This is a genomic window from Arcicella sp. GW821-FHT09D11 (assembly GCF_059416265.1).
The window spans coordinates 122,055-144,296 of sequence record NZ_JBWKOV010000010.1 but is presented as its reverse complement, the minus strand read 5'-3'; the positions used below and the strand labels follow the sequence as shown (position 1 = coordinate 144,296).

Annotated in this window: 16 protein-coding genes; 8 read left to right on the top strand and 8 right to left on the bottom strand. The window is 34.6% G+C overall.

Features of this window, described 5'->3' with window-relative positions; genetic code table 11:
• Positions 1 to 284: 284 nt before the first annotated feature.
• Entirely contained in the window at positions 285 to 1,763 is a 1,479-nt protein-coding gene (locus AC07N0_RS20670; protein ID WP_494590815.1) for a replication initiation protein, read from the bottom strand.
• 1,177 nt (positions 1,764 to 2,940) lie between these two features.
• Between AC07N0_RS20670 and AC07N0_RS20665 the strand changes: the two genes are divergently transcribed.
• Together AC07N0_RS20665 and AC07N0_RS20660 are read left to right on the top strand one after the other, a co-directional pair.
• Positions 2,941 to 3,888 (top strand): ParA family protein, encoded by a 948-nt coding sequence (locus tag AC07N0_RS20665; protein ID WP_494590813.1) that lies wholly within the window; start codon positions 2,941 to 2,943, stop codon positions 3,886 to 3,888.
• Positions 3,889 to 3,909: 21 nt separating this feature from the next.
• The gene (locus AC07N0_RS20660; protein WP_494590812.1) at positions 3,910 to 4,836 is read left to right on the top strand and encodes a ParB N-terminal domain-containing protein; all 927 of its coding nucleotides are present in this window, start codon (positions 3,910 to 3,912) and stop codon (positions 4,834 to 4,836) included.
• Between the two features lie 102 nt (positions 4,837 to 4,938).
• On the opposite strand, the gene AC07N0_RS20655 is transcribed toward AC07N0_RS20660, so the two are convergent.
• Positions 4,939 to 6,204, bottom strand: coding sequence for an alkaline phosphatase family protein (locus AC07N0_RS20655; RefSeq protein ID WP_494590811.1), 1,266 nt, complete (start codon positions 6,202 to 6,204; stop codon positions 4,939 to 4,941).
• A gap of 276 nt (positions 6,205 to 6,480) precedes the next feature.
• Here AC07N0_RS20655 and AC07N0_RS20650 point away from each other — a divergent pair, with 276 nt between their 5' ends.
• The 4 genes from AC07N0_RS20650 to AC07N0_RS20635 all read left to right on the top strand — a co-directional run bounded on the left by AC07N0_RS20650 (position 6,481) and on the right by AC07N0_RS20635 (position 13,596).
• The gene (locus AC07N0_RS20650; RefSeq protein ID WP_494590810.1) at positions 6,481 to 8,136 is read left to right on the top strand and encodes a tetratricopeptide repeat protein; all 1,656 of its coding nucleotides are present in this window, start codon (positions 6,481 to 6,483) and stop codon (positions 8,134 to 8,136) included.
• A gap of 274 nt (positions 8,137 to 8,410) precedes the next feature.
• Positions 8,411 to 11,170, top strand: a complete 2,760-nt coding sequence (locus AC07N0_RS20645; protein ID WP_494590809.1) for a TonB-dependent receptor — start codon at positions 8,411 to 8,413, stop codon at positions 11,168 to 11,170.
• Between the two features lie 29 nt (positions 11,171 to 11,199).
• Positions 11,200 to 12,450 (top strand): right-handed parallel beta-helix repeat-containing protein, encoded by a 1,251-nt coding sequence (locus AC07N0_RS20640; RefSeq protein ID WP_494590808.1) that lies wholly within the window; start codon positions 11,200 to 11,202, stop codon positions 12,448 to 12,450.
• A gap of 72 nt (positions 12,451 to 12,522) precedes the next feature.
• On the top strand, positions 12,523 to 13,596 hold the full coding sequence (locus tag AC07N0_RS20635; RefSeq protein ID WP_494590807.1) for a phytase: 1,074 nt from the start codon (positions 12,523 to 12,525) through the stop codon (positions 13,594 to 13,596).
• Between the two features lie 69 nt (positions 13,597 to 13,665).
• Here the strand turns inward: AC07N0_RS20635 and AC07N0_RS20630 are convergent, their stop codons facing one another.
• The 6 genes from AC07N0_RS20630 to AC07N0_RS20605 form a co-directional block, all read right to left on the bottom strand.
• Positions 13,666 to 13,998, bottom strand: a complete 333-nt coding sequence (locus AC07N0_RS20630; protein ID WP_494590806.1) for a DUF6686 family protein — start codon at positions 13,996 to 13,998, stop codon at positions 13,666 to 13,668.
• A 200-nt stretch (positions 13,999 to 14,198) separates the two neighbouring features.
• Positions 14,199 to 14,816, bottom strand: a complete 618-nt coding sequence (locus tag AC07N0_RS20625) for an HmuY family protein (protein ID WP_492804231.1) — start codon at positions 14,814 to 14,816, stop codon at positions 14,199 to 14,201.
• A 29-nt stretch (positions 14,817 to 14,845) separates the two neighbouring features.
• Complete coding sequence (locus AC07N0_RS20620) at positions 14,846 to 15,058, bottom strand: hypothetical protein (RefSeq protein ID WP_492804233.1); 213 nt, start codon at positions 15,056 to 15,058, stop codon at positions 14,846 to 14,848.
• Between the two features lie 10 nt (positions 15,059 to 15,068).
• Positions 15,069 to 15,470, bottom strand: coding sequence for a SpoIIAA family protein (locus AC07N0_RS20615; protein WP_492804235.1), 402 nt, complete (start codon positions 15,468 to 15,470; stop codon positions 15,069 to 15,071).
• A gap of 4 nt (positions 15,471 to 15,474) precedes the next feature.
• The gene (locus AC07N0_RS20610) at positions 15,475 to 15,828 is read right to left on the bottom strand and encodes a hypothetical protein (RefSeq protein WP_494590805.1); all 354 of its coding nucleotides are present in this window, start codon (positions 15,826 to 15,828) and stop codon (positions 15,475 to 15,477) included.
• Positions 15,829 to 16,015: 187 nt separating this feature from the next.
• Complete coding sequence (locus tag AC07N0_RS20605) at positions 16,016 to 18,118, bottom strand: TonB-dependent receptor plug domain-containing protein (RefSeq protein WP_494590804.1); 2,103 nt, start codon at positions 18,116 to 18,118, stop codon at positions 16,016 to 16,018.
• A gap of 367 nt (positions 18,119 to 18,485) precedes the next feature.
• Here AC07N0_RS20605 and AC07N0_RS20600 point away from each other — a divergent pair, with 367 nt between their 5' ends.
• On the top strand, positions 18,486 to 20,849 hold the full coding sequence (locus tag AC07N0_RS20600; RefSeq protein ID WP_494590803.1) for a TonB-dependent siderophore receptor: 2,364 nt from the start codon (positions 18,486 to 18,488) through the stop codon (positions 20,847 to 20,849).
• A 239-nt stretch (positions 20,850 to 21,088) separates the two neighbouring features.
• Positions 21,089 to 22,213 (top strand): PepSY-associated TM helix domain-containing protein, encoded by a 1,125-nt coding sequence (locus AC07N0_RS20595; protein WP_494590802.1) that lies wholly within the window; start codon positions 21,089 to 21,091, stop codon positions 22,211 to 22,213.
• The last annotated feature ends 29 nt before the right edge of the window (positions 22,214 to 22,242 follow it).

Genomic DNA, 22,242 nt, shown 5'->3' with positions numbered 1-22,242 from the left:
CAAGCTTTTTTTTTAATAACAATACCTAAATCAAAACTTTTTTCAATCTTTTTACAAAATAATCCGCAACTGTACTGAAAATTAAACTGTTAGGATATGAAAAAAAATCAATAAAAATACTCAAAAAAAGATGAGTAGAAATTACTCAAATTTAGTCAATTAAAATTATTATAAAAATACTTTAAATAAGCATATTGGCATTTGTATCTATTCTGAAATTGATTGGGTTTAAAACCAAAATATCCAAACCTCTTGCTGAAAGTTTGGATATTCTTCACTATTTCTCAATAATTGAGCAATTGTATTATCTCATCTGAGATTTCCATCTCTTTTCCTTCCTTACTCATCCAATATTGAAACTTCTCTAGCCTGTTATATGGATTGTATAAATCTCTTAATGAGAAAATCATTCCCATGTGTTGCTTGGCTATTTGTGTTGGCTGAGTATTTATATCAAAGTACCATTCGCTATTTCGCCCAGCTTCCATCATTTCATTCATCAGACTGAGTTTGTCCTCATCACTCAATACATCATATCTCCTTTCAAAGTAATTCAGCTCTGCTTCTTTAAAAAGCATGACTAGCCTTTTTAGTTCTTCTTGACGATTGACTCGTTCGGCTTCTTGTTTAATCTTCTGTTTTTTCTCTTCTGCTTTTTTCCTTTTTTGTTTGGTATATCCTTCGTGCTGTTCAAACAGATTTCTAGTACTGAAATATGCCATACTCCGCACTGCTATTTTTTTATCTATTAATGCATTGAAACAATCTTCTACTAGTTCTCTTCCATATTTGTCTACATAAGCATCAATTTCTATTTCAATCGTATTGACTTCTGGCTTTTCTTGTAAATTAACTTTTTTAAATAATGTATATAGACGGGTGTTATTATCTGGCTCTTCTTCTTGTTTCAAAGGTTCCATCATTTCAGAGAAGCTCTTGAACTCAATCTGTTTTATAAATTCGTCCTGTTCTGAAAAAGGGGTTTTATCTTTCAATTTAATTACAAATAATAATCCCGTAATTTTCGGACGTAATTTATCTAGGTTAGTTCCTCTTTTCTGATAAGTAATAAAAATGTCTGTTTTATCATTGATTTCTTCAATGGCTGGTATCAACACCCGCTTTTCAAGATTTGAAAACTTTAAATAGCCACTAGTGTTATATTCAAATTGAATTTTGAAACGTTCGATATCTATTTCATAAAAACCTTTGTTCAACCAAGATTTAAAAAATGGATAAAGCTTAATAGATTGGCTATTCTGTAGCCTAAAGAAATTTTCTTTTAAAAAGCTGAAGTTTTCTCGCTCGTTTACCTCTAAAATCTTCTGAGCCAAATCTCGCACAATAAAGAGCTGTATTTTTCCTGATCCTTCATCGTGAATCATTTGAGAAATAATGGTAGTACTAACTTCTAATTTTCCTTCACGCCACTTTAATAAAGTAGTTTGAAGCATCTCGGCACTTTCAATTAAATAGTTGTAGCCTTTTTTATGGGTTACTCCTATCCTTTCTAAAAAATCTTTGATATGAATAGTAAAACATACGCTTTCATTCTGTTCCATTCCGAACAGATGTGATGGCTTTAAACGTGAAGCGATTTCGATGAATAATTTCCTTGTATAAATATCATCTACAGAAACCGACTCATTCTTAGAAATTCTTCTAATGAATTTGGGATTGGCCAACGGATTATTGAAAATCAGATAATCAGGATTATTCTGAAACAATTCAATATTTAAGCTTGGATCTAATTCATTTTTCATCTGCATATTGGTTACCTATACAAAACTAATTTGTTTTGGCAACTTTACAAAAAAATGTTTCCAAACCTGATGCTTATTACTCTATTTTTTTCCTGTTTACCCGATGGCAATAATGTAGCGTAATAAGTATTATAATTTATTTACCTACATTTTGTTGCCTAATAGAATATAAAAAAACATAGATAAAACAGCCATATATCATAAAAATACCTACAATTTGTTGCATAATAAAGATATTGACTACTTTTATCAGTCAATATTCAAAGCCAGTAAATATTCAGAATAAGGATAATTTAGCTAAAAAAACGTTATTTAGCGAGAAATTACCTACAATTTGTTGCCTATTAGAGGCATAGACAGACTTTTGCACGAAGCAACACGTGGATAAGCCTTAAAAAGGCAAATCACCTACAATTTGTTGCTTAATGAAGAGTCGGAAAGCAATATTGAAAGGCAAAATATACCTACATTTTGTTGCCTAACACATCAGAAGGAAATTTGTCTTTTTATATTATTCCCTCCTATCAAATGATGGCTATCGGAAATCTGAAAAGGAGAGATATTTTTGAAATAATCGATTTAAAAATATATCAAATTACCTACATTTTGTTGCCTAATCATTCAAAGGTGGCAAATCATTGATATTTCCAAGCTTTTTAGTGGTAATTTATACTTAAACCTACATTTTGTTGCCAAGCTATTTTATAAATAGCTAAAAATCATTCACTTAACATATCTTAAAAATGAACTCTTATTTACTATACCTACAATTTGTTGCTTAGCACCTACATTTTGTTGCCTATTACCTACAATTTGTTGCTTAATCGCCTACATTTTGTTGCCTATTACCTACAATTTGTTGCCAAACTACCTACAATTTGTTGCCAAACTACCTACAATTTGTTGCCAAAAAGTGGTGTAATAAATTGATTATCAGTCAATTACAGAGGTGCTAAAAAATATATTAAAAAACTCTTTTAAAAATATATTAAAAAACTCTCTCAAAAAACAAAAAATTGAGAGAGCGTTTTTATTCTTTTTTTATTTTTAAAAAAGAAATGATTTAAGGGTAAAATAATTATTCGCATGAAATTTTATGCTTTATGTATATTATTGCATAATATATCATACAAATCTTGTACCTTTGATAATCTTTTCATTTCTAATCATTACATAAATGTTGACTCAAGAGTTATTATTGAGATTTCTCAGAAGAAGGAATGCTATTTCAGTGGCGACATTGGAAAGAGAAGCAGGACTTGCCAAAGATACTTTGGCTAAAGCATTGAAAGGAGAACGAAATTTAAGTGAAAAGCATTTAGAGCTCTTATTGCCAGTGGTAACTTCGTACGGATTTTCAACAAATTTATATGAAAAAGCCAGAGTGGTATCTGTTATCAACCATAAAGGCGGAGTAGGTAAAACTACGACAACTGGATATTTGGGTGAGGCAATTGCTAAAATGGGCTTTAAAGTATTGATTATCGATTTAGATCCACAAGGTAATTTGAGTCAGATTTTTGATATCCACCTGCAAGATGAAAAACAAGTTTACCATAGTTTAGTAAAATTAGCAGATTTGCCTATCTACAACATCGGTGAAAATCTAGACATTGCTCCGTCAGATATAGAATTGGCAAAAGCTGAAACAGAATTGGTGAATAAGGTAGGTGGCGAACAACGCTTGAAAATATTGATAGCGAGGATTAGTCAGAACTACGATTTTATTTTGATTGACTGTCCCCCCTCTTTGAACATTCTTACGATGAGTGCCATGCAAGCCTCTAACAGTTGTTTAATTACCCTTTTGCCAGAAATGTCGGCTTTAAAAGGATTAAATACCCTGTTGGAGCGTATTTCTGAAGCTCGCCAAATTTTCAATCCAGCCCTGCAAGTAGATGGCATTGTATTTACCATGGTAAGGAAAAATACTGTTCATGACGGGATTAAAGAGACGGTAAGAAGCATTTTCCCACACATTAAAGTATTCAGCAAGGAAATTAAACATTTGATTGCTTTTCAGAAGGCTCAGATAGAACAGATACCCATAAGAACATTTGATAAAGATTCAGAAGCTGCAAGATGTTATGAAGAGTTTTGTGACGAATACCTATCATTGTTTTAATCCAATTAACATTTTATAGAAATGGCAAAGAACATAAAAATGTCGATTGCAGAAAAAGCAAGGGTGTCTATCACAAATAGTTTTTCGCCCTTAGAGTCGATAAAGCAAAATATAACAGTCCTTGAAGAATTAAGAAGCTTCATTCCTCCCTTGTTAGATTCCGAATTAGCGCAATTAAAGGCTAATTTGTTAGCAAATGGATGCAAAGACCCACTTTTACTTTGGGAAACAACCAAGGATGTTATTGGTGAAGGCAACGTAATGGAGCCAGCTTATGTGTTGATAGATGGGCACAACCGTTATGGGATATGCAAAGAATTTGGGGTTTCTTTCAACGTGCAATTATTGTCTTTTAACTCATTTAAGGAAGTAAAGGAACACATGATTGATTTGCAGTTGGGTCGAAGAAACCTAAATGTACAGCAAGCATCATATTTGAGAGGATTGCGCTATAATACCGAGAAAAATGACGTTTCGGATAATTTACAAGGCAAAAAAGAAGAATTTTTATCAGATGGTCAAAATGACCATTTGGAAAATGCTGTAAAAATTACCACTGCCGAAAGATTAGCCAAAGAATATAATGTTGGCGAAAAAACAATTAGGAGGGATGCTGCCTTTGCTGAAGGCTTAGAAAAACTCACGCCTACCCTTCGCAATGAAGTACTTTCGGGAAAAAAGAAAGTTGAGAAAAGTAAAATACAGCTATTGGCAAAGTCGAATGAGAAAAACCAATCGATTGATGATATTGAGAAAGTAGAGGAAATTTTATTGCAACAAGAGAGTAATTCAAAAGATAAAAAATCAGAGAATGATTCAAACGATATTGCTCAAGAGAAATATAATAAAGTATTAAGTACTATTAACGAAGCATACGCTAGTAGAAATATAGAAGCTTTTGAGGCGATAGAACTTGCTTTACAAGACTTTAAATTGATTTTAAACTGATATTTGCCAGATGGTCAAAATGTCCATTAGGTAAACGAAATAGAAAAGCATTATTGATAAAAAAGCCAGATGGTCATTTTGACCATCTGGCTTTTTTATGTTTTATTTCTTTAAAATAGTATCTAAAAACTTTAGTTTTCCATCTATTTTATGGCTGTATTCTAAGCCAAGAATCTTACTAATCATTGGATAGATATTTACGTTTTCAAAACCATCTATTTTTGTTTGAGGGTTGAAGGCTGGTCCCCAAGCAAAGAATGTAGCGTGCATATCTTCAATGGCTGGGTCAAAACCGTGTTTACCTGGCGTCGTAGATTTACCTGTAATACCAAATACTTTAGGTAAATGTGGCACAAGTAGGATATCGCCAACACGATTATACTTGTCGTCTTTTTTACCATAATGCCAACGACTAGGAATATTTTTCTTTAAGTATACGTCAAAATCTACTGCTTCTTTCTTCAAAGCTTCGTAGGTCGGCTTAATATCTTTTTTATCTTTTGCATACAATTGTAACAATGCATCTCCACGAGGAATGATGAATTTTTCAGGGTCGATTGCTTTAGGTAAAAGCATAGGATGTTCATATTCAACTTTCGTCATACCGTGGTCAGAAACAAATACGAAGTTTACAGGCAAATGTAGTGAATCAACAGTGGCAACCAATTTACCAATGCTATTATCTACAAAATGTACTGCTTCTTCGGTTTCTTTTGAGTCTGGGCCATAAGTATGGGCTTCATGGTCAACCTCAGGGAAATAAAAAGTAATCATATGCGGACGCTTATCTTCAGGTAATTGAAGCCAGTTTTTAACCGTTTTAATACGCGTATCAATATCTATTTTATCATTATAGATGTAATAATAAGTAGGTAAAGTTCCTTGAATATTACTTTCAGAAGCAACCCAATAAAAACTAGCACTTATCATTTGTTGTTGCTCTGCTAACACCCATAGAGGTGTTCCGCCATACCATGAACCATCAGCAACAGCTTTTTTATTGCCCATTCCATAACTCTCTTGGCGCTGAGCATCATAAAAAGAATTATCAACCAAGCCATGATGTGCTGGATACATTCCCGTTACGATACTATAATGATTGGGGAAAGTAAGAGACGGAAAAGAGGGTAGCATGTAGGCTGCTGTTACGCCATCATTACTCAATTTACGAAGATTCTTGGCTTGATACTTATCAGTAAAGTCTGCACGAAAACCATCAGCCGAAATCAAGATGACATAAGGTTTTTGTTGTTGAGATAGGCTATTGCTACGATTCGGAATGATTTGTTGCGTTAAGTCTTGAGCAATGGTATTAGAAACACAGAAACATAGCAAGACAAAAAGAAGATGGAGTATTGATTTTTTCATTTGAAATACTATCATAAATTGATAGGCTTTAAAATTTGTTGAAGTGAATTGATGATTAATAAAATCTCTTAAAGCAATTTAGTCCATTCTTAATCAAAAATCAAAAAACTTATTCATATCTGTTGTTTAACCAAACATCAAATGGATACAAAAGTCAAATTTATAAAAGTTAGGTACATCATCTTCATATTAAATATTTGTTAAACTTCTAATTGAAATAATGATTTTGAGCTATTGAAGAGGGAAATTTAGCAAATTTTTCGGCTAATACTCATTATGAATTTCATCCAATATTATTCTTCGCGTCGCTTTATCAAAGGCTTTTTTGTTGTATGCTTATTAATAAATAATCTTTCAAATCTCTGCTCACAAACATTTAAGGAGGAAGATAAAGAAAATCTGGGGCTGTATTTTCATAATCCAGATACTACTTTTCGCCTATTGAAAGAAAAGTACAATAAGGCAAACGAGCAAAAGGATTTTGTTCAAGCAGGACTTTATCTACAGCAAATGGGGCAAATTTGTTATCACTTTGGGCATTATCCTCAGGCGTTGGATTTCCATTTACAGGCCAGCACGATATTTAAGGCCAACCAAAAGAAAGAATTGTTGGCCGGTAATTTAAACGATTTGGGTGTTTTATATTATTACAATCATCAGCGAAACTTGGCTCGTCAGTATTATGATGAAGCTTTGGGGATTTATAAAAATACCAAAAATGATTTAGGCATGGCCAATACGTTGGGTAAAATTGGGCAGTTATACGAAAAACAACAGAAATATGATAGTGCCTTTGTCTATCAGCGTCGGGCAATGATGCATTACCAAAAGATTAATAATCGCCAAGGAATGTCTAAGATTTACGAAAATATTGGAAGCATTTATGAAGACCTTGCTAAGTACGACTCAGCCTATTTTTATTACCAACGCTCTTTTACACTTAACAAGGAAACAAACAACCAAATAGCCCAAATAGAAGTATTGAATAATCTAGGAGATGTTTTTAGAAAAACAGATAAGGTAAAAGAAAGCTTACAGTATTCTAAAAAGGCCTTAGCTATGGCATTGGATACAAAAGAAAATTATCAGCTATCAGGAGCCTATCGTGATATTGCTAAAGCCTATAATTTACTTGGACGAAACGATAGTGCTTATCATTACTTAGAATTAAGCCGAAAAACGGCCTTAGATATTTATGATGAGAATAGTAATAAGCAATTGGCTTTGCTACAAGTAATGTATGATATCAGTAAAAAGAATAATGAAATACAGCAATTGAATAATGCGAAAAAACAAAACCAAATTATTGGCTTTGCCATCGGAATCGTAACCATTTTATTAGCAGCTTTGGCGACGGTAATTATTAGCCGACAGCGCTTGAAAATAAAAAGTGAGCGATTTTTGAATGAAGAGCGGAATCATGTATATGAAACCCAAAAGGAATTGATGGAGGTAGCTTTGAGAAATAAAGTATTGGAAGAAGAAAATCTTAAAAATCTATTGGAAGTAAAAACCAAAGAATTAAGCTCGCATACACTGCATGTTATCCAGAAAAATCAATTGCTTGAAAAGCTCTATAACAAGTTGGAAGAAATGATTAAAGACGAGCGTCGTGACCCAAAACGTCAGCTTAGGCAAATCATGCAGGAAATCAATCAAAGTTTTAATCATGATCAATATTGGGACGAATTCAGGGGTATTTTTGAGCAAGTGCATCAAAGCTTTTTTGATAAGCTAAAAGCTACGACTGATAACCTTACGGCAAACGATTTACGATTGGTGGCTTTGTTAAAAATGAATCTTAATTCTGCTGATATTTCTTCGTTGTTAGGTATCTCACAAGATAGCTTGAGGGTAGTTCGTTATCGTCTTCGTAAGAAATTAAACTTAGCGCAAGGAGATAGTCTTTCGGCATTTATTCAAGCATTATAGGTTGTTAATGATTTGGAAATGTAACGGTAACAATTTGATAATGTAGCGATTGATTACTTATAAATATCTGATATACAGCTATTTGATTGTTTTTTGTTTCTATTGTTGCCTTCTTGTTTATGCCCTTTGTAACGCTGTTGCTTTTTTGTAACGCCCCAAATTTGGTTGTATTCATTTTGTATTTGAACCTTTGTCACATCAAAAAAATGATGTCGAAAGAATTTTTAACTAAGCTCATACGAAAAAGCTAATTAAAAATAAATCACAAAACAAAATGAACAAAATATACAGCCTGATTAGCTTTTTTATCTTAATCACTTTTACTGCTTTCTCAGGAACATTGAGTGGGGTAGTGATTGATAAAGAAACGGGAGAACCACTAATAGGAGCGAATGTACGATTAGATAAAAAAGGTTTTTATGATGTTACTGGACTAGACGGTTCATTCAGTATCAAGAATCTTCCAGCAGGGAAATACCAAGTAAAGATTAGCTACATTACTTATGAGACCATTACACAAGAAGTAGTTATCGGGAAAGACAATACTTTCCTAAAACTAAGTTTAGTCCCTGATTCAAAACAATCACTTAATGAAGTTGTTGTAACTGCCACGTCCGATAAATCAACGGAAAATTCAGCTCGTTTTTCAGAAAGAAAGGCTAATCAGCTGATGAATATTGTTTCTGGTAGGGCGATAGAAATTTCTCCAGATTTAACGGTGGCGAACTTAATCCAAAGAGTATCAGGAATTTCAATTGAAAGAAATAGTAATGGTGACGGACAATATGCCATCCTGAGGGGAATGGATAAGCGCTATAATTATACCTTGGTAAATGGTATCAAAATACCTAGCCCAGACAACAAATATCGCTATGTGCCGCTAGATATTTTCCCTTCTGAACTGTTAGGTCGTTTAGAAGTATTTAAGACCCTGACGCCTGATTTAGAGGGTGATGCCGTAGGAGGTGTTGTAAATATGGTGATGAAAGATGCACCTAATCAATTAGAAATTAAAGGGAATTTAGCAGGAGGGTACAATGAATTGTTTATCAATCGTGGATTTACAAGTTTTGATGCAAGCCAGATTCAAAAGCAATCGCCTTATGAATTAAATGGTAGTACTTATTCGGCGACATCAAAAGACTTTCCGAAAGGAACTTTGACATTGCAAACTAAAAATCCGATTCCAAATATAGTAGGAGGGTTATCAATTGGAAATCGTTTTTTACAAAACCGTTTGGGTGTAATTTTAGCAGGAAGCTTTCAAAATACGTATCGTGGTAGCAATAGTAAATTCTTCTCTTCAACGGTTTATGATACTGAAAAAACTTCAAGAATTACCAGTTTAGCTGAACGTCAATTTTCTGAAAGACAAGAGCGTTTGGGTTTGCATGCCAAAATAGATTTTCGATTTAACGAGCGAAATAAGTTGCAGTGGTATAATGCCTATATGAACCTGATTAACGAGCAATTAAGGGATACTAAAACCACAGAATACTCATCAGGAGGGTACGACCCAGAAAAAGGAAACGCAGGATTAACTTTTGGGGTTCGTTCAAGGCTTACACAACAACAAATTTTCAATAGCACTTTACAAGGTACACATCAATTATCAGATAAATTCAACTTCAATTGGTCGGCAGTATATTCTACGGCTTCTAACCAAGTGCCTGATAATACTAGTTTTAGCGTTTTGGGTAAAAGAGAAAATTTTGTAGAAACTAAAATTTATCCTCAGCAAAGTAGTCGCCGTTGGGAACATAATGATGACCGCGATTTAGCCACTTACTTAAACTTGACGTATTTAAGTTCATGGAAGAGTAACCCGCTAGAAATCAGTACAGGAGTATTGTATCGAGATAAACAGAGAAGTAATTTTTATAATAACTATGTACTTCAACCAACGAATCCTTTTGCAGTGTTTGGCAAAGATTTTAACAATTATAACGAAGTAGATTTTACCGTTCAAAACCCAAGAGGAACAGTAGCCTCAGCATTGAATTATGATGCTACTGAAAAAATAGCAGCAGGGTATTTAATGGCAAAACTAAATACCAAAGCAACGCAATTCATTGGTGGACTTAGGGTTGAAAATACAGACCAAGGCTATCAGATGTTGTTCCCACTTGGCGAACTTCATCCGTCTGGAAACCAAGTATATACTGATTTTTTGCCAAGCTTAAACGTCAAGCATAGTTTAAATAATATTCAAAATTTGCGTGCTTCATATTTCCGTTCAATCAATCGTCCAGGATTTTTCGAGATTGTTCCAGGGAAAGTAGTCAATGAAGAATTTCAAGAAAGAGGAAATCCTGATTTGCAACGTGCTGTGGCCGATAATATTGATTTGAGGTATGAATATTTTCCGAATGCATCAGACCAAATAATGGCAGGTGTTTTCTACAAATACATCAAAAATCCGATAGAATATACCTTGCAAGTGGATGAGACTCGTGGCCAAGACGTATTCTATACACCAGGGAATTTTGGGAATGCCAATAATTACGGCTTGGAGTTAGATGTAATCAAGTATTTTAAAAACTTTGGCATCAAGGCAAACTATACCTACACACATTCGTCTATTACAACCAAAAAGAATATCAGGATTCGTAATAGTGCGGGGAACTTAGAATCTATCTCCGTTGATCAAACGCGTCCACTCTATGGACAGTCGGAACACATCGGTAATTTTTCTTTACTCTATAGAAATTCAAAAACAGGATGGGATGCACAATTAGCAGCGTCGTATACAGGTGAGCGTATCAATACAGTTTCACAGTTTTTAGATAATGACTTATGGCAAGAAGCCTTCGTTCAGATGGATTTCTCGATAGAGAAGAAACTGAGTGAACGTTGGGTAGTTTTTGGCAAAGCCAACAATTTATTGAATACACCGATGCGAGTATTTATCAAAAATACCAATCCTGTCAATGCCAATATCCCAGAGCAATCAAAAGGAGGAAATGATAAAACCTTGATTCGTGAAGATTATTACCAAAGAAGTTATTTAATAGGCATAAAATTCAAATACTAAAATATTCAAAATTCAACTTTATTAATGTCATGAAAAATTCAAAAATCTTAGTAGGAGCATTCTTACTAGCCACATTGTTTAGTGCTTGTAGTAAAGACGAAAACAAAACAACACCAGTTGTAGAGCAGTCGGTAACGGGTGAAGTATCAGGAACTTGGGTAAAAGGTTCTATCATCCAAGTAAAAACAGACATCATCATTCCAGCAGGCAAAAGCTTAACGATTGAAGAAGGCGTAACAGTAGTGATGGATACGACAAGCAAGCCTGAGATTATCGTAAATGGTAATTTGTATGTAACAGGAAGCACAGCCAACCTTGTAAAAATGACTGTTCCTGAAAGTGCAAGAATTACTAAAAACAAATTCGGTAAGTTGTGGGGTGGAATTTTGGCTTCAAAAACTTGTTCAGAATTGTTATTAAACAATGTAATTATGGAGTATGGTGGTGCCGTTACAACAGAATCGTCTACATCGGTAAAACAAGGTTTATACAAGGCTGTTAGCGGTGAATTTGACCCTGCTATCTGGTTCTCAAACACTGCAGGAAAGTTAGTAATGCAAAACTCTATCGTTCGTTTTTGGCATGATGACTGTACTTATTTAGAAGGCGGAAGTATCATTTTTAGTAACAACACTTTTCATACAACAGGCGAAAGTGGTGGAGAAGCTATCAACATCAAATCAGGTTGTATTGCTGACGTAGCTTATAACTTAATTTATAGCACTAATACAAATGCCTTGAAATTATCAAATGCTGGTGACCGTACTCCTCAAGCGTACGTAGTGGCTTATAACAACACGATTGTGAATACAGGCTGGAGAAGACCAACTATTAAAGGTGGTTCTATTTGGGTAGAGGCAAGTGTTCGTGCAGATTTGTATAATAACTTAATGGCAAACACTCGTTTTGGTATTAAGAGAGACGCTAAAAAACCGGAAGATAGTCGTTCGGTAGTTAGTAACTCGTTGTACTATGGCTATACGCAAGAGGGAGTAAATCAATTCCAACCAAGTACTGAAATTTTAACAGGCAAAAACGATATTATCAGTACAAAAGTAGGTGATAACGACCCTAAATTTGTGAATTACCCAGTAAGTACTGATAAATCAAATGCTGATTTTACAACTAGTTGGGACTTCCACTTGGCTACTGATTCGCCAGCGTTGAATAAAGGAATTACTACCTTCACGAGAAACTATAAAGACGGTATCACGATTAATGGTCAGACTTACAAATCGCCTGAGCCTGCATCGTATATTGGTGCTTTTGGAACGAAGTAAATAGTTGTGATTGAGTGGATTACGAGTTAGTGATTCACTCAATCACTAACTCACAATTAAATAGAAAGAATAATGAATCATAGGCTTTTAACCATCTTTTTGCTTGCCTTTTCGCTTAATGCTTGTAAACAAGTGGCTGTTCAAACAAATACTACTGCTAGTGAACAACCCATCGTACAGCCCACTTTTATTACTGAACCTGTACAACATGATACCGACGACCCTGCTGTTTGGATAAATCCCAATGATGCTAGCAAAAGCCTAATAGTGGGTACAGATAAAGACGTAGATGGAGCTTTGTTTGTGTATGATTTACAAGGGAAAATTCAAGCGGATAAAGTAGTGCATGGATTGAAGCGACCTGATAATGTGGATATTGAGTATGGATTGATGTTAAACAACAAAGCCACAGATATTGCCGTAGTTACAGAGCGTCTGACCCATAAACTACGTATTTATTCATTACCAGACATGAAGGCCGTTGATAATGGAGGCATTGAGGTATTTGAGAATGAAACAGGAGCAGAGTTTCGTGACTTGATGGGAATATCTTTATACAAAAACAAAGCAGGAAAAATTTATGCGATTGTAGGTAGAAAATCGGGTCCAACAGATGGTAGTTACCTTTGGCAATATCTTTTGGAAGACAATGGTGCTGGACAGGTAAAAGCTACGTTAGTAAGAAAGTTTGGAGCATATAGCGGAAAAAAAGAAATAGAATCTATCGCTGTAGATGATGAACTTGGCTATGTCTATTATTCCGACGAAGGCGTTGGCGTAAGAAAATATTACGCTGAGCCAACAAATGGTAACCAAGAATTAGCGTTGTTTGCTACTACAGGTTTTACTGAAGACCATGAGGGAATTTCTATTTATCAAACCTCACCAACGACTGGTTATATTCTAGTGTCGGATCAAGGAGCAAATCAATTCCATATTTTTAGCAGAGAAGGAACAGCTCAGAACAAAAACGACCATCAGTTACTAAAGGTAGTGAAGGTAAAAGCCAATAAAAGTGATGGTTCTGAAACAGTTGCAGTGCCTTTAAATAATACTTTCAAGAAAGGATTATTTATTGCCATGAGCGACGACCGTACTTTTCATTTCTATAAATGGGAAGATATAGCAGGAAAAGAACTTAAGTAATGAAATGAATAGTATCGAGTTTTGATTGCGGAGTTAGAAAAAATACTCCGCACTTAAAACTCAAATTTCTTAGTTCTTATTGATATTGACTACTCTATGAGCCTCAACTAGCAAGGCAATTTCTTCCATCATATCTAATACTTCATCTATTTCACTTTCTTTCCACAAAACAAAATAGTTTTTCAGTGGTGTACGCATCATATATTCCTTACCATGCGAAGTCCAAAAATCATGAATGCCTATTTTGTTTTCCAACATTTCTTGAAAAGCACCAAACTCAAATTCATTCAGGATAAACAAAGAGTTTTTGTAGGCAAGGTTATACTTTTTACAACATGGACAGTAACCAATATAACCGTTTGAATTTTCGGTTAACGTATTGAAATCGTGTGAGTTTTCCATAAGAATAGCTTTAAACAATGACGCTTATTAATTAGATAGTAGACGAACAGAAATTAAGCAACAATAGCGAGTATTGGCCAAGGAATTAGAAATCTGAAGATTACTATAATCACTATTAAGAAAAACTACCACCGCAAAGCAGTGGCAGTTTATATAAGAGAGCGATGTCTTTTACTCTCTCATTGAGCGATTCAATATCATCAGTTAAACTTTGTACTTGCTTCTGGTTGATATACATATCTGAATGTATAATAACGCGCTACATCAGTAGTAGTTGGAGTAGTCGGAGCACCTTTATAGTAGCTCAAAATCTCTACTTTAGCATATTTGCCATCAGCAGTTTTTATTAATATTACTTTTCCTGCTGCAGGTGTAATGATACCATTAGCATAGTTGTACCAACCATTTCCTGCACCTGTTGGAATAGCAAATGTGGTTTTAGTATCTTGTGCAAAAGTGGCAGAAGCAGGCACTTCTTTGATTTCATCGAAAATACCCGATATTACTACTGCGCCACCTTGGCCACTACCAGAACCACCACCATTTGTGATAATTGTAGTAGCTCTTACGCCAATATCCCATTTCGTAGTTGCTGAGTCTGAACTAGCAACAGCACCAGTTTTGAAGCTAAAGAAAGCATACTTTCCTGTTCCTGCGGGCTGGCCGTTAGCACCAACGGCAGTTGTAGGGTCGGCAGCTAAATCTTTCACTGTTTCTGATTTTACAGGTTGTACTACTACTTCATCATCTTTTTTACAAGCAGTAAAGAGCGTACTAATAACTAAAGCTGACAAGGCAATTTTTTGTAAAGAATTCATGTTTTTTGTATTTAAATAAAGGGATGAGTTTATGATATTTTCTCGCACTGGTAACCTAGCCCAACAAGGGCACTAATAATTTTTTCGCTCGGTGTAAATTGTTCAGACACAATTTTTAAAACTTTGTTCACATCATGAAAGTCAATGTTGAAATTGCTAATTCCTACTGACTTGAGGGCATCCCAAATGGCTTGTATACCAATAGGAGAGGTAATGTTTGTTTTGAACATTAATGTTTCCATCTGACTGATTTTATTGTTTAGGAGTTAAGTACAAATCCATTAACCATCTTTGAGCATCAGAACGAGTTTCAAAAATATTTACAGGACAGCCATAGGTACGCTTAGCTAAATATTGTACAATATGGTGATAGACGTTTGCCATAAAAAATGATTTCGTGACGATTGCAATCCCAAAACATTGTCTGGAAAACTCTCTACGATAATGTTTAAACCAAGTGGTTTCTAATTTTACGACACCTCTTTCACGACATAGATTTCCTTCTGGGTAGTCGAAGAGCAAGCCAAAACTTTCGTTTTTATTAATAAGCTTACTCATTTCTGACAAATAGCTTCTGGTATCTTCCTGCGTTGTTTTTCCACTAATTTTCATCGAAAAAACAGGACATTTAAAATGTGTTTCAATTTGTACCATTAGCTTAGTTATTGTGAATTGTATTCCTAAAAATTAGCTCTAAATCAATCTTTTCACAGGCTGTATGCAACACAAATAAAAATTCTTTCATTTCTGTATTACTTAAAAATAGACCAGTTGAAAATATATCTGTTTGTATGTTTGGAACGCTTCTTAAATTGCACAATTCTATGACATAAAACTTTTGGGCGTGCGGGGCTTCATTTAATTTTCTTAAAAACGTCACCATCGTAGTCCATTCAAAAGTCATCAAAGAGTTTTTATATTGAACTTGTATTTCATTACAACATTTACATTGCCAAGCACTGGCGTTATCCGTTTCAACTAAAATGATATGTTGTTGTTGCATCTCTTTCATATTGATAAAATTTAGTAGAAACTTTTTTAAAAACAGTCTCGATAATTCAAGACTGTTTTTGTACAATGTGAACGAAAAGAAAAAATAAAACTATTGATTCTCAGAAATGACTTTAATAAAATCATAGTCATTTACTATTTACCATAATCTCGTGAATTCGGGATAAACGACCCCCCCGAATGCTACTCTACTGTTCTGTAATCTTGTGCTTTTCAAGGTTGATACCAAGGCTTACCCAAATCAGTCTTCCTGCTAGGTTAGGGATATTTCTATTATCTGTATAACCCAATACATTATCAACACCTGCTTGTAATCTAAATCTTTCCTGAAAGGTTTTACTGGCAGATACATTCCAAAGGATGTATCCATTTACAAATTCATTGCTAACATCAGCAATACCATTTCCGTTATAATCAGCAAAACCATATCTACTTCTATAAATCCCTCTTAACGAAGCCGTTAATCCACTTTTCATGTCTTCATAGAATACTTTGATGTTGGCTGAATGCCTAGAGCGATTGAAAAGTCCTTCATAGTTAGCAGCTTTTACCCTTACTGTTACCAACGTTTCAGGGTCACGTCTGAATAATTCACCTCGGGCTATTTTATCTACTACGTCTTTATCTTTTGCTTCCAAAAACTGATAGCCTGCACTCAACGTAATAGGCGACTTATTATTAGCAATCGTATAACTAGCATCTAATTCTATTCCTTGTGTAAATGCTTTCGTAAGGTTCATGTAACTAAAAACACTTTGTCCATTCGTTTTCAAGGCTACGGCTTGGGTTTGAATTAGGTTTGAAATGTCATTTCTAAAAACATTTGCCTTGAATTTCAGACCATTATCTAAATCAACTTTTCCACCAAAATTAAACGCTAATGAGCTTTCAGCTTTTAACCCTCCGAATTTACTTACATCGAATAGCACTTCTGCAATCTGATTTTCAGCCTGTAAACGAGCTAAATTTAATGCTACTTCTTGCGTACCAAATACGCTATAGCCAGCTACGGCATTGGTGAAGTTGAGGTATAACTGTCTGAAATCTGGTGCCTTGAAACCCACTCCAACAGAGCCGTTGAGTTTTACCTTTTTAGATAAATCATAAGCCACCGAAACTTTGGGGCTAAACTGAGCTTTGTAAGCAGAGTGAGCGTCAAAACGACCACCGATAGTTAGGTTTAGAGCACTCACCAGTAAATTTTCGTATTGAAAAAACCCATAATTGGTTTCAAATCTTTTTACATCATCGTATCTTGTTGCTTCTACACTCTCCCAAATTTTACCAGCCCCAAGCGTTAATACTTGCTTATTGCCTATGGCATAATCTACCTGAATTTCTGGTCTTAGAAATTGCTGATTGAAGTACGTTGCATCATATACGTTATTGTCTTTCTGAAATAAAAGTTCAGAATTTGTTTTATACTGTGTATTGTAAAATCTAAAAACAGCTTTTAGGTTTTGGTGAAAAGAAACCCTTAAACTTGGGTTAATATTCCAGTCTTTTACCGACCCTGTTCCTACTATTTGATCCGTTCCGACTAATAAGCTACTTTCTTGATTTTCAATATTATACCTTGTTGATATATTCAAACTTACATTTTTTGAAAAATCATAGGTAAATTTTGGGGTAATCGTATAATTTTGAAAAGGTGAAACTGTTGGTCCAAAAGTTTCAGGCGTAAAATCATATCCACCAGAAGCATAACGATTTAAGAAAAGGTTGAATCCTAACTTTTTCGTTTTCATGCTCATGTTTCCAGATAAATCAGTTGTCTGATTCGTTCCGTATCTTGCTGAAAAAGAACCTTTTGTCCCATTAGGTCTTTCAGTAATGATATTTACTACTCCAGCCAAAGCCTCTGAACCATATAAACTAGAGGAAGGCCCTTTTACGATTTCAATTTGTTTAATATTAGCTACTGCCAATCTTGATAATTCTAAAGTACCAGCTGTTCTCCCAACCAAAGGTTCACCATCCAAAAGAATTAAAGTATAATCTGGACTAAACCCTTGAACTTGAAGCCCTTGCCCGTGGTCGTTTACAATAAAAAGTCCCGTTTGTTCTGCAAGTACTTCGCTTAATCGCAATGAACCCATCGCCCGAATCTGTTTCTGCCCAATCAGTGTTACAGGCATGGGTAAAGCGTTTAAAGCCCTTTCATTGCGAGTAGCGGTTACAACAACTTCATTTAAATTACTTGTCTTTAAACTATCACTTAAAACATGTTTCTGTTGCCCAAACACGTTTAAAGCATTATATATAAATAATAAGGTAATTATACACTTCATAAGATGTTCAGGTAATTAGCTTTTAGCAGCGAGCCTCAGCATTATTCAATGTTAGTGATTGATATGAATCTTTGGTTTGATAATTTAGAGAAATTAAATTCTTGTTTCCTTTCCAATAGTCCTAAAACTTAAAATCCCCAAGTCTAGTGTCTTACATCTAGCGTCTTCTAGTCTTACAGTCCAATAATCTCAAAGTCTCCAAAACTTTCTATTTCAAAAGGAACATGACAAAGGTAATAGATTATTTAGAAGGATTCCAAATAAAAACTAAAATTATTTTGAATTAGTCTAAATAAGTATAATCTTTGCATTGTCAAAATCACGTTTGATGTCTTTAAAAAATTAAATCCTTATATTAAACAGTATCATGAATAAACAATTATCAAAACACTTTTTTAGCATTATTTTCTGTAGTGTTTTATTGTTAAACAGTGTATTTGCTGTAGCACAGCAGACAGCCCTTATTAAAGGGAAAGTTATTACAAGTGACGGAAAACCAGCAGAATTTGTAAATGTAGTTCTTAAAGGAACAAACAAAGGGGTAATAGCAGATGCAAATGGCTATTATGAAATCACAGAAATTAAGCCAGGGAAATATACACTACAAGCAAGTTTTGTAGGCTTAGAAGCACAAAACCAAAGCGTTGTTTTAGCCGCTGGAGAGACTAAAGAAGTAGATTTTAAACTAACAGAAGATAGTAAACAACTACAAGAAGTTGTGGTGGTATCAAATCCTAGTAAATATGTTACGGATTATCCATCGATTTCTTTACGTTTAAAAACGCCTTTACTTGAACTTCCTCAGAACATCCAAGTTGTTACGAAACAATTGCTTCAAGACCAACAAATTTTTGATATGCTAGAAGGCGTAACCAGAAATGTAAGTGGTGTAACACGTTTAGAGCACTGGGACAATTATGCGCTTTTAAATATGCGTGGTTCACAAATTGCTGCTTTTAGAAATGGTATGAATGTACAAATGTCATGGGGCCCATTAGCCGAAGATATGAGTATGGTTGAACGTATTGAATTTGTGAAAGGTCCTGCTGGTTTTATGTTGGCAAATGGCGAACCTTCTGGTTTCTATAATGTAGTAACAAAGAAACCTACAGGTATGACAAAAGGAGAAGCAACTATGACAGTTGGTAGCTTTAATACCTATCGTTCTACGTTAGATTTAGACGGAAAATTAAGAGAAGATGGTAAATTGTTGTATCGATTGAACATTATGGGACAGATGAAAGGTTCGCACCGTGATTTTGAATTCAACAACCGTGTATCAATTGCTCCTGTTATCAAATATCAATTTAATGATAAAACATCTTTGACTGCTGAATATACTTATCAGTACAATCAGATGTCGATGATTGGCTCTAATTATTCATTCTCTAAAAAAGGATATGGTGATTTGCCAGTGAACTTTACCACTGCTGAAGCCAATATGCCTGCAACCAATATCAATGACAACACGTTTTTCTTGACATTGGCACATGCTATCAATAAAAACTGGAAGTTTACAGGTCAAATTGCTTATATGAACTATAGCCAAGTAGGACAATCTATGTGGCCAACTAGTATATCAGCTAATGGTGATACTTTGCATAGAAACATGGCTATTTGGGATATTGATGGAACCAATAAATTAGGTCAGTTTTTTGTAAATGGTGATGTTGAAACGGGAAGCGTTAAACACCTTTTGTTGGCAGGTTTGGATATGGGTAATAAAAACTATTTCCACGATTGGAACCAATCAGGAGATATTAGCCCATTAACTATTTATAACCCACAATATGGCGTAACACCAGCATCAAGCTATCCTAAGTTCGACCGTTCTTTAAGTCTTCGTGAACGCGGTGCAAACTATTATCAAACGTATACAGGTATTTATTTACAAGATGAACTTCATTTTTTTGAAAATAAACTACGCTTAACATTGGCAGGTCGTTATACTACTTCAACTGACGGAGATCCTTATTCAGGAATTGCTACAGCGAATAAATTTACACCTCGCGTTGGGTTAAGTTATTCTTTAGACAAGCATACGTCTGTATATGGTGTATTTGATGAAGCTTTTGTACCACAAGCAGGTGTAGATAAGAGTGGAAAGAAATTTGACCCAATTACTGGAAATAACAAAGAATTAGGATTGAAAAGAGAATGGCTTGGAGGCTTATGGACAACGTCATTAGCAGCGTACCGCATTACAAAAAATAATGTATTAACATCTGACCCAAGTAATCCAAATTTCTCTATACAACTAGGACAAACTCAAACAGAAGGTGTTGAATTTGATTTACGCGGACAAATTGTTCATGGTTTAGATTTGACATTGAACTATGCTTATACTAATGCTAAAGTAACGAAAGATACTGATGCTGAAAAAGTAGGTGTTGCAGTAGCAGGCTCAACTAAAAATATCGCCAACGCTTGGTTAGCTTATAAAGCAACGAATGGAAAAATGAAAGGATGGGGTGTTTCTTTAGGAGCACAATATCAAGCAGGACGTTCTTCATGGTATGTATTTGATGGAACAACACAGCCATTGAAAGATTACTTCCGTATGGATGGAGCGGTTTCGTATCAAGCTAATAACTTCTCTATTGCACTAAATGTTAATAACATTTTAAATGCTTATTTATATTCAGGTGCTTTCTATAACTGGAGTGGTTTTTACTACTACCAAACAGAAGCTTTGCGTAATGCACGTTTGTCGGTAGGTTATAAGTTTTAAAAATTTACTAAGTTCATTTAGCACCTCAACGTAATAAATGAACACAGGATTACCAACATTAAGTTTATATACAGATAACTAATTACTATTTATATATTAAACTTGATGTTGGCTAAATCAACTCTTAGTATCATAGAACGAATTTCCCAGTTATTGTAGGGATATAAATTTTTTGAATAAAAGAGATGATTTTTTACGAGTACCTTATTAATCATTGAGCGTTAATCATACTTAAATATATGAAGAGTTTTAAAAAAATTATAGGACAGGTTCACCTGTGGCTTGGGCTTGCGTCTGGCCTTGTGGTGTTTATCGTTTCTATAACGGGCTGTTTGTATGCTTTTCAGGAAGAAATACAGAATGTCACACAGCCTTTTCGCTTTGTAGAAGCCCAAAATAAACCATTTTTACGACCATCGGCCCTTGAAAAAATAGCATTAAAAGCTTTGCCAAACAAACAGCTACATGCTATCATGTATTCAGGTAAAAGTCAGTCAGCACAAGCTATTTTTTATCATTATGAACCATCCTATTATTATATCACCTACCTCAATCCTTATAATGGAGAAGTATTGGAAGTAAAAGATATGGATAGTGATTTTTTTAGAATAGTACTAATGGGGCATTATTATTTATGGCTCCCTCCAACGATAGGCCAACCGATAGTGGCTACTTCAACATTGGTTTTTGTAGTCATGTTGATTTCTGGTATTATTTTATGGTGGCCAAAAAACGAAAGTGCTGCCAAACAACGCTTTTGGTTTCGTTGGAAAAATACCACAAAATGGAAACGTAAAAACTATGATTTACATAATATTTTAGGTTTTTATTCAGCTTGGATTGTCTTGATTATTGCCTTAACGGGCTTGGTATGGGGCTTTGAATGGTTTTCTAATGCGGTGTACGGAGGCTTAGGAGGTGAAAAATCAACGATGTATACAGAAGTTTTTTCAGATAAAAAACAGAAAGAGCTTGTAACAAAACAATCGCCTGCCATTGACCGTATTTGGTATAAAATGCTTGAGGAACAGCCACTTGCCAAAACGATAGAAGTACATATTCCAGAGTCTGATTCAGCATCACTTGCTGTCAATGTAAATATGGAAGAAGGCACAACGTGGAAAATTGATTACCGTTATTTTGACCAATATTCGTTAAAAGAATTATCAGTAAATCACCTTTATGGAAGATTTCCTGTAGATAAAGTAGCTGATAAAGTACTCCGAATGAATTATGATATTCACGTAGGGGCAATATTCGGCTTGGCAGGAAAAGTATTAGCCTTTTTAGTGAGCTTAGTGGCTGCTAGTTTGCCTATTTCTGGTGTGTTGATTTGGTGGGGGAGAAGAAAAAAACTGGCTTGATTGTAGAATCCTCAAAGTATCTATAGTAT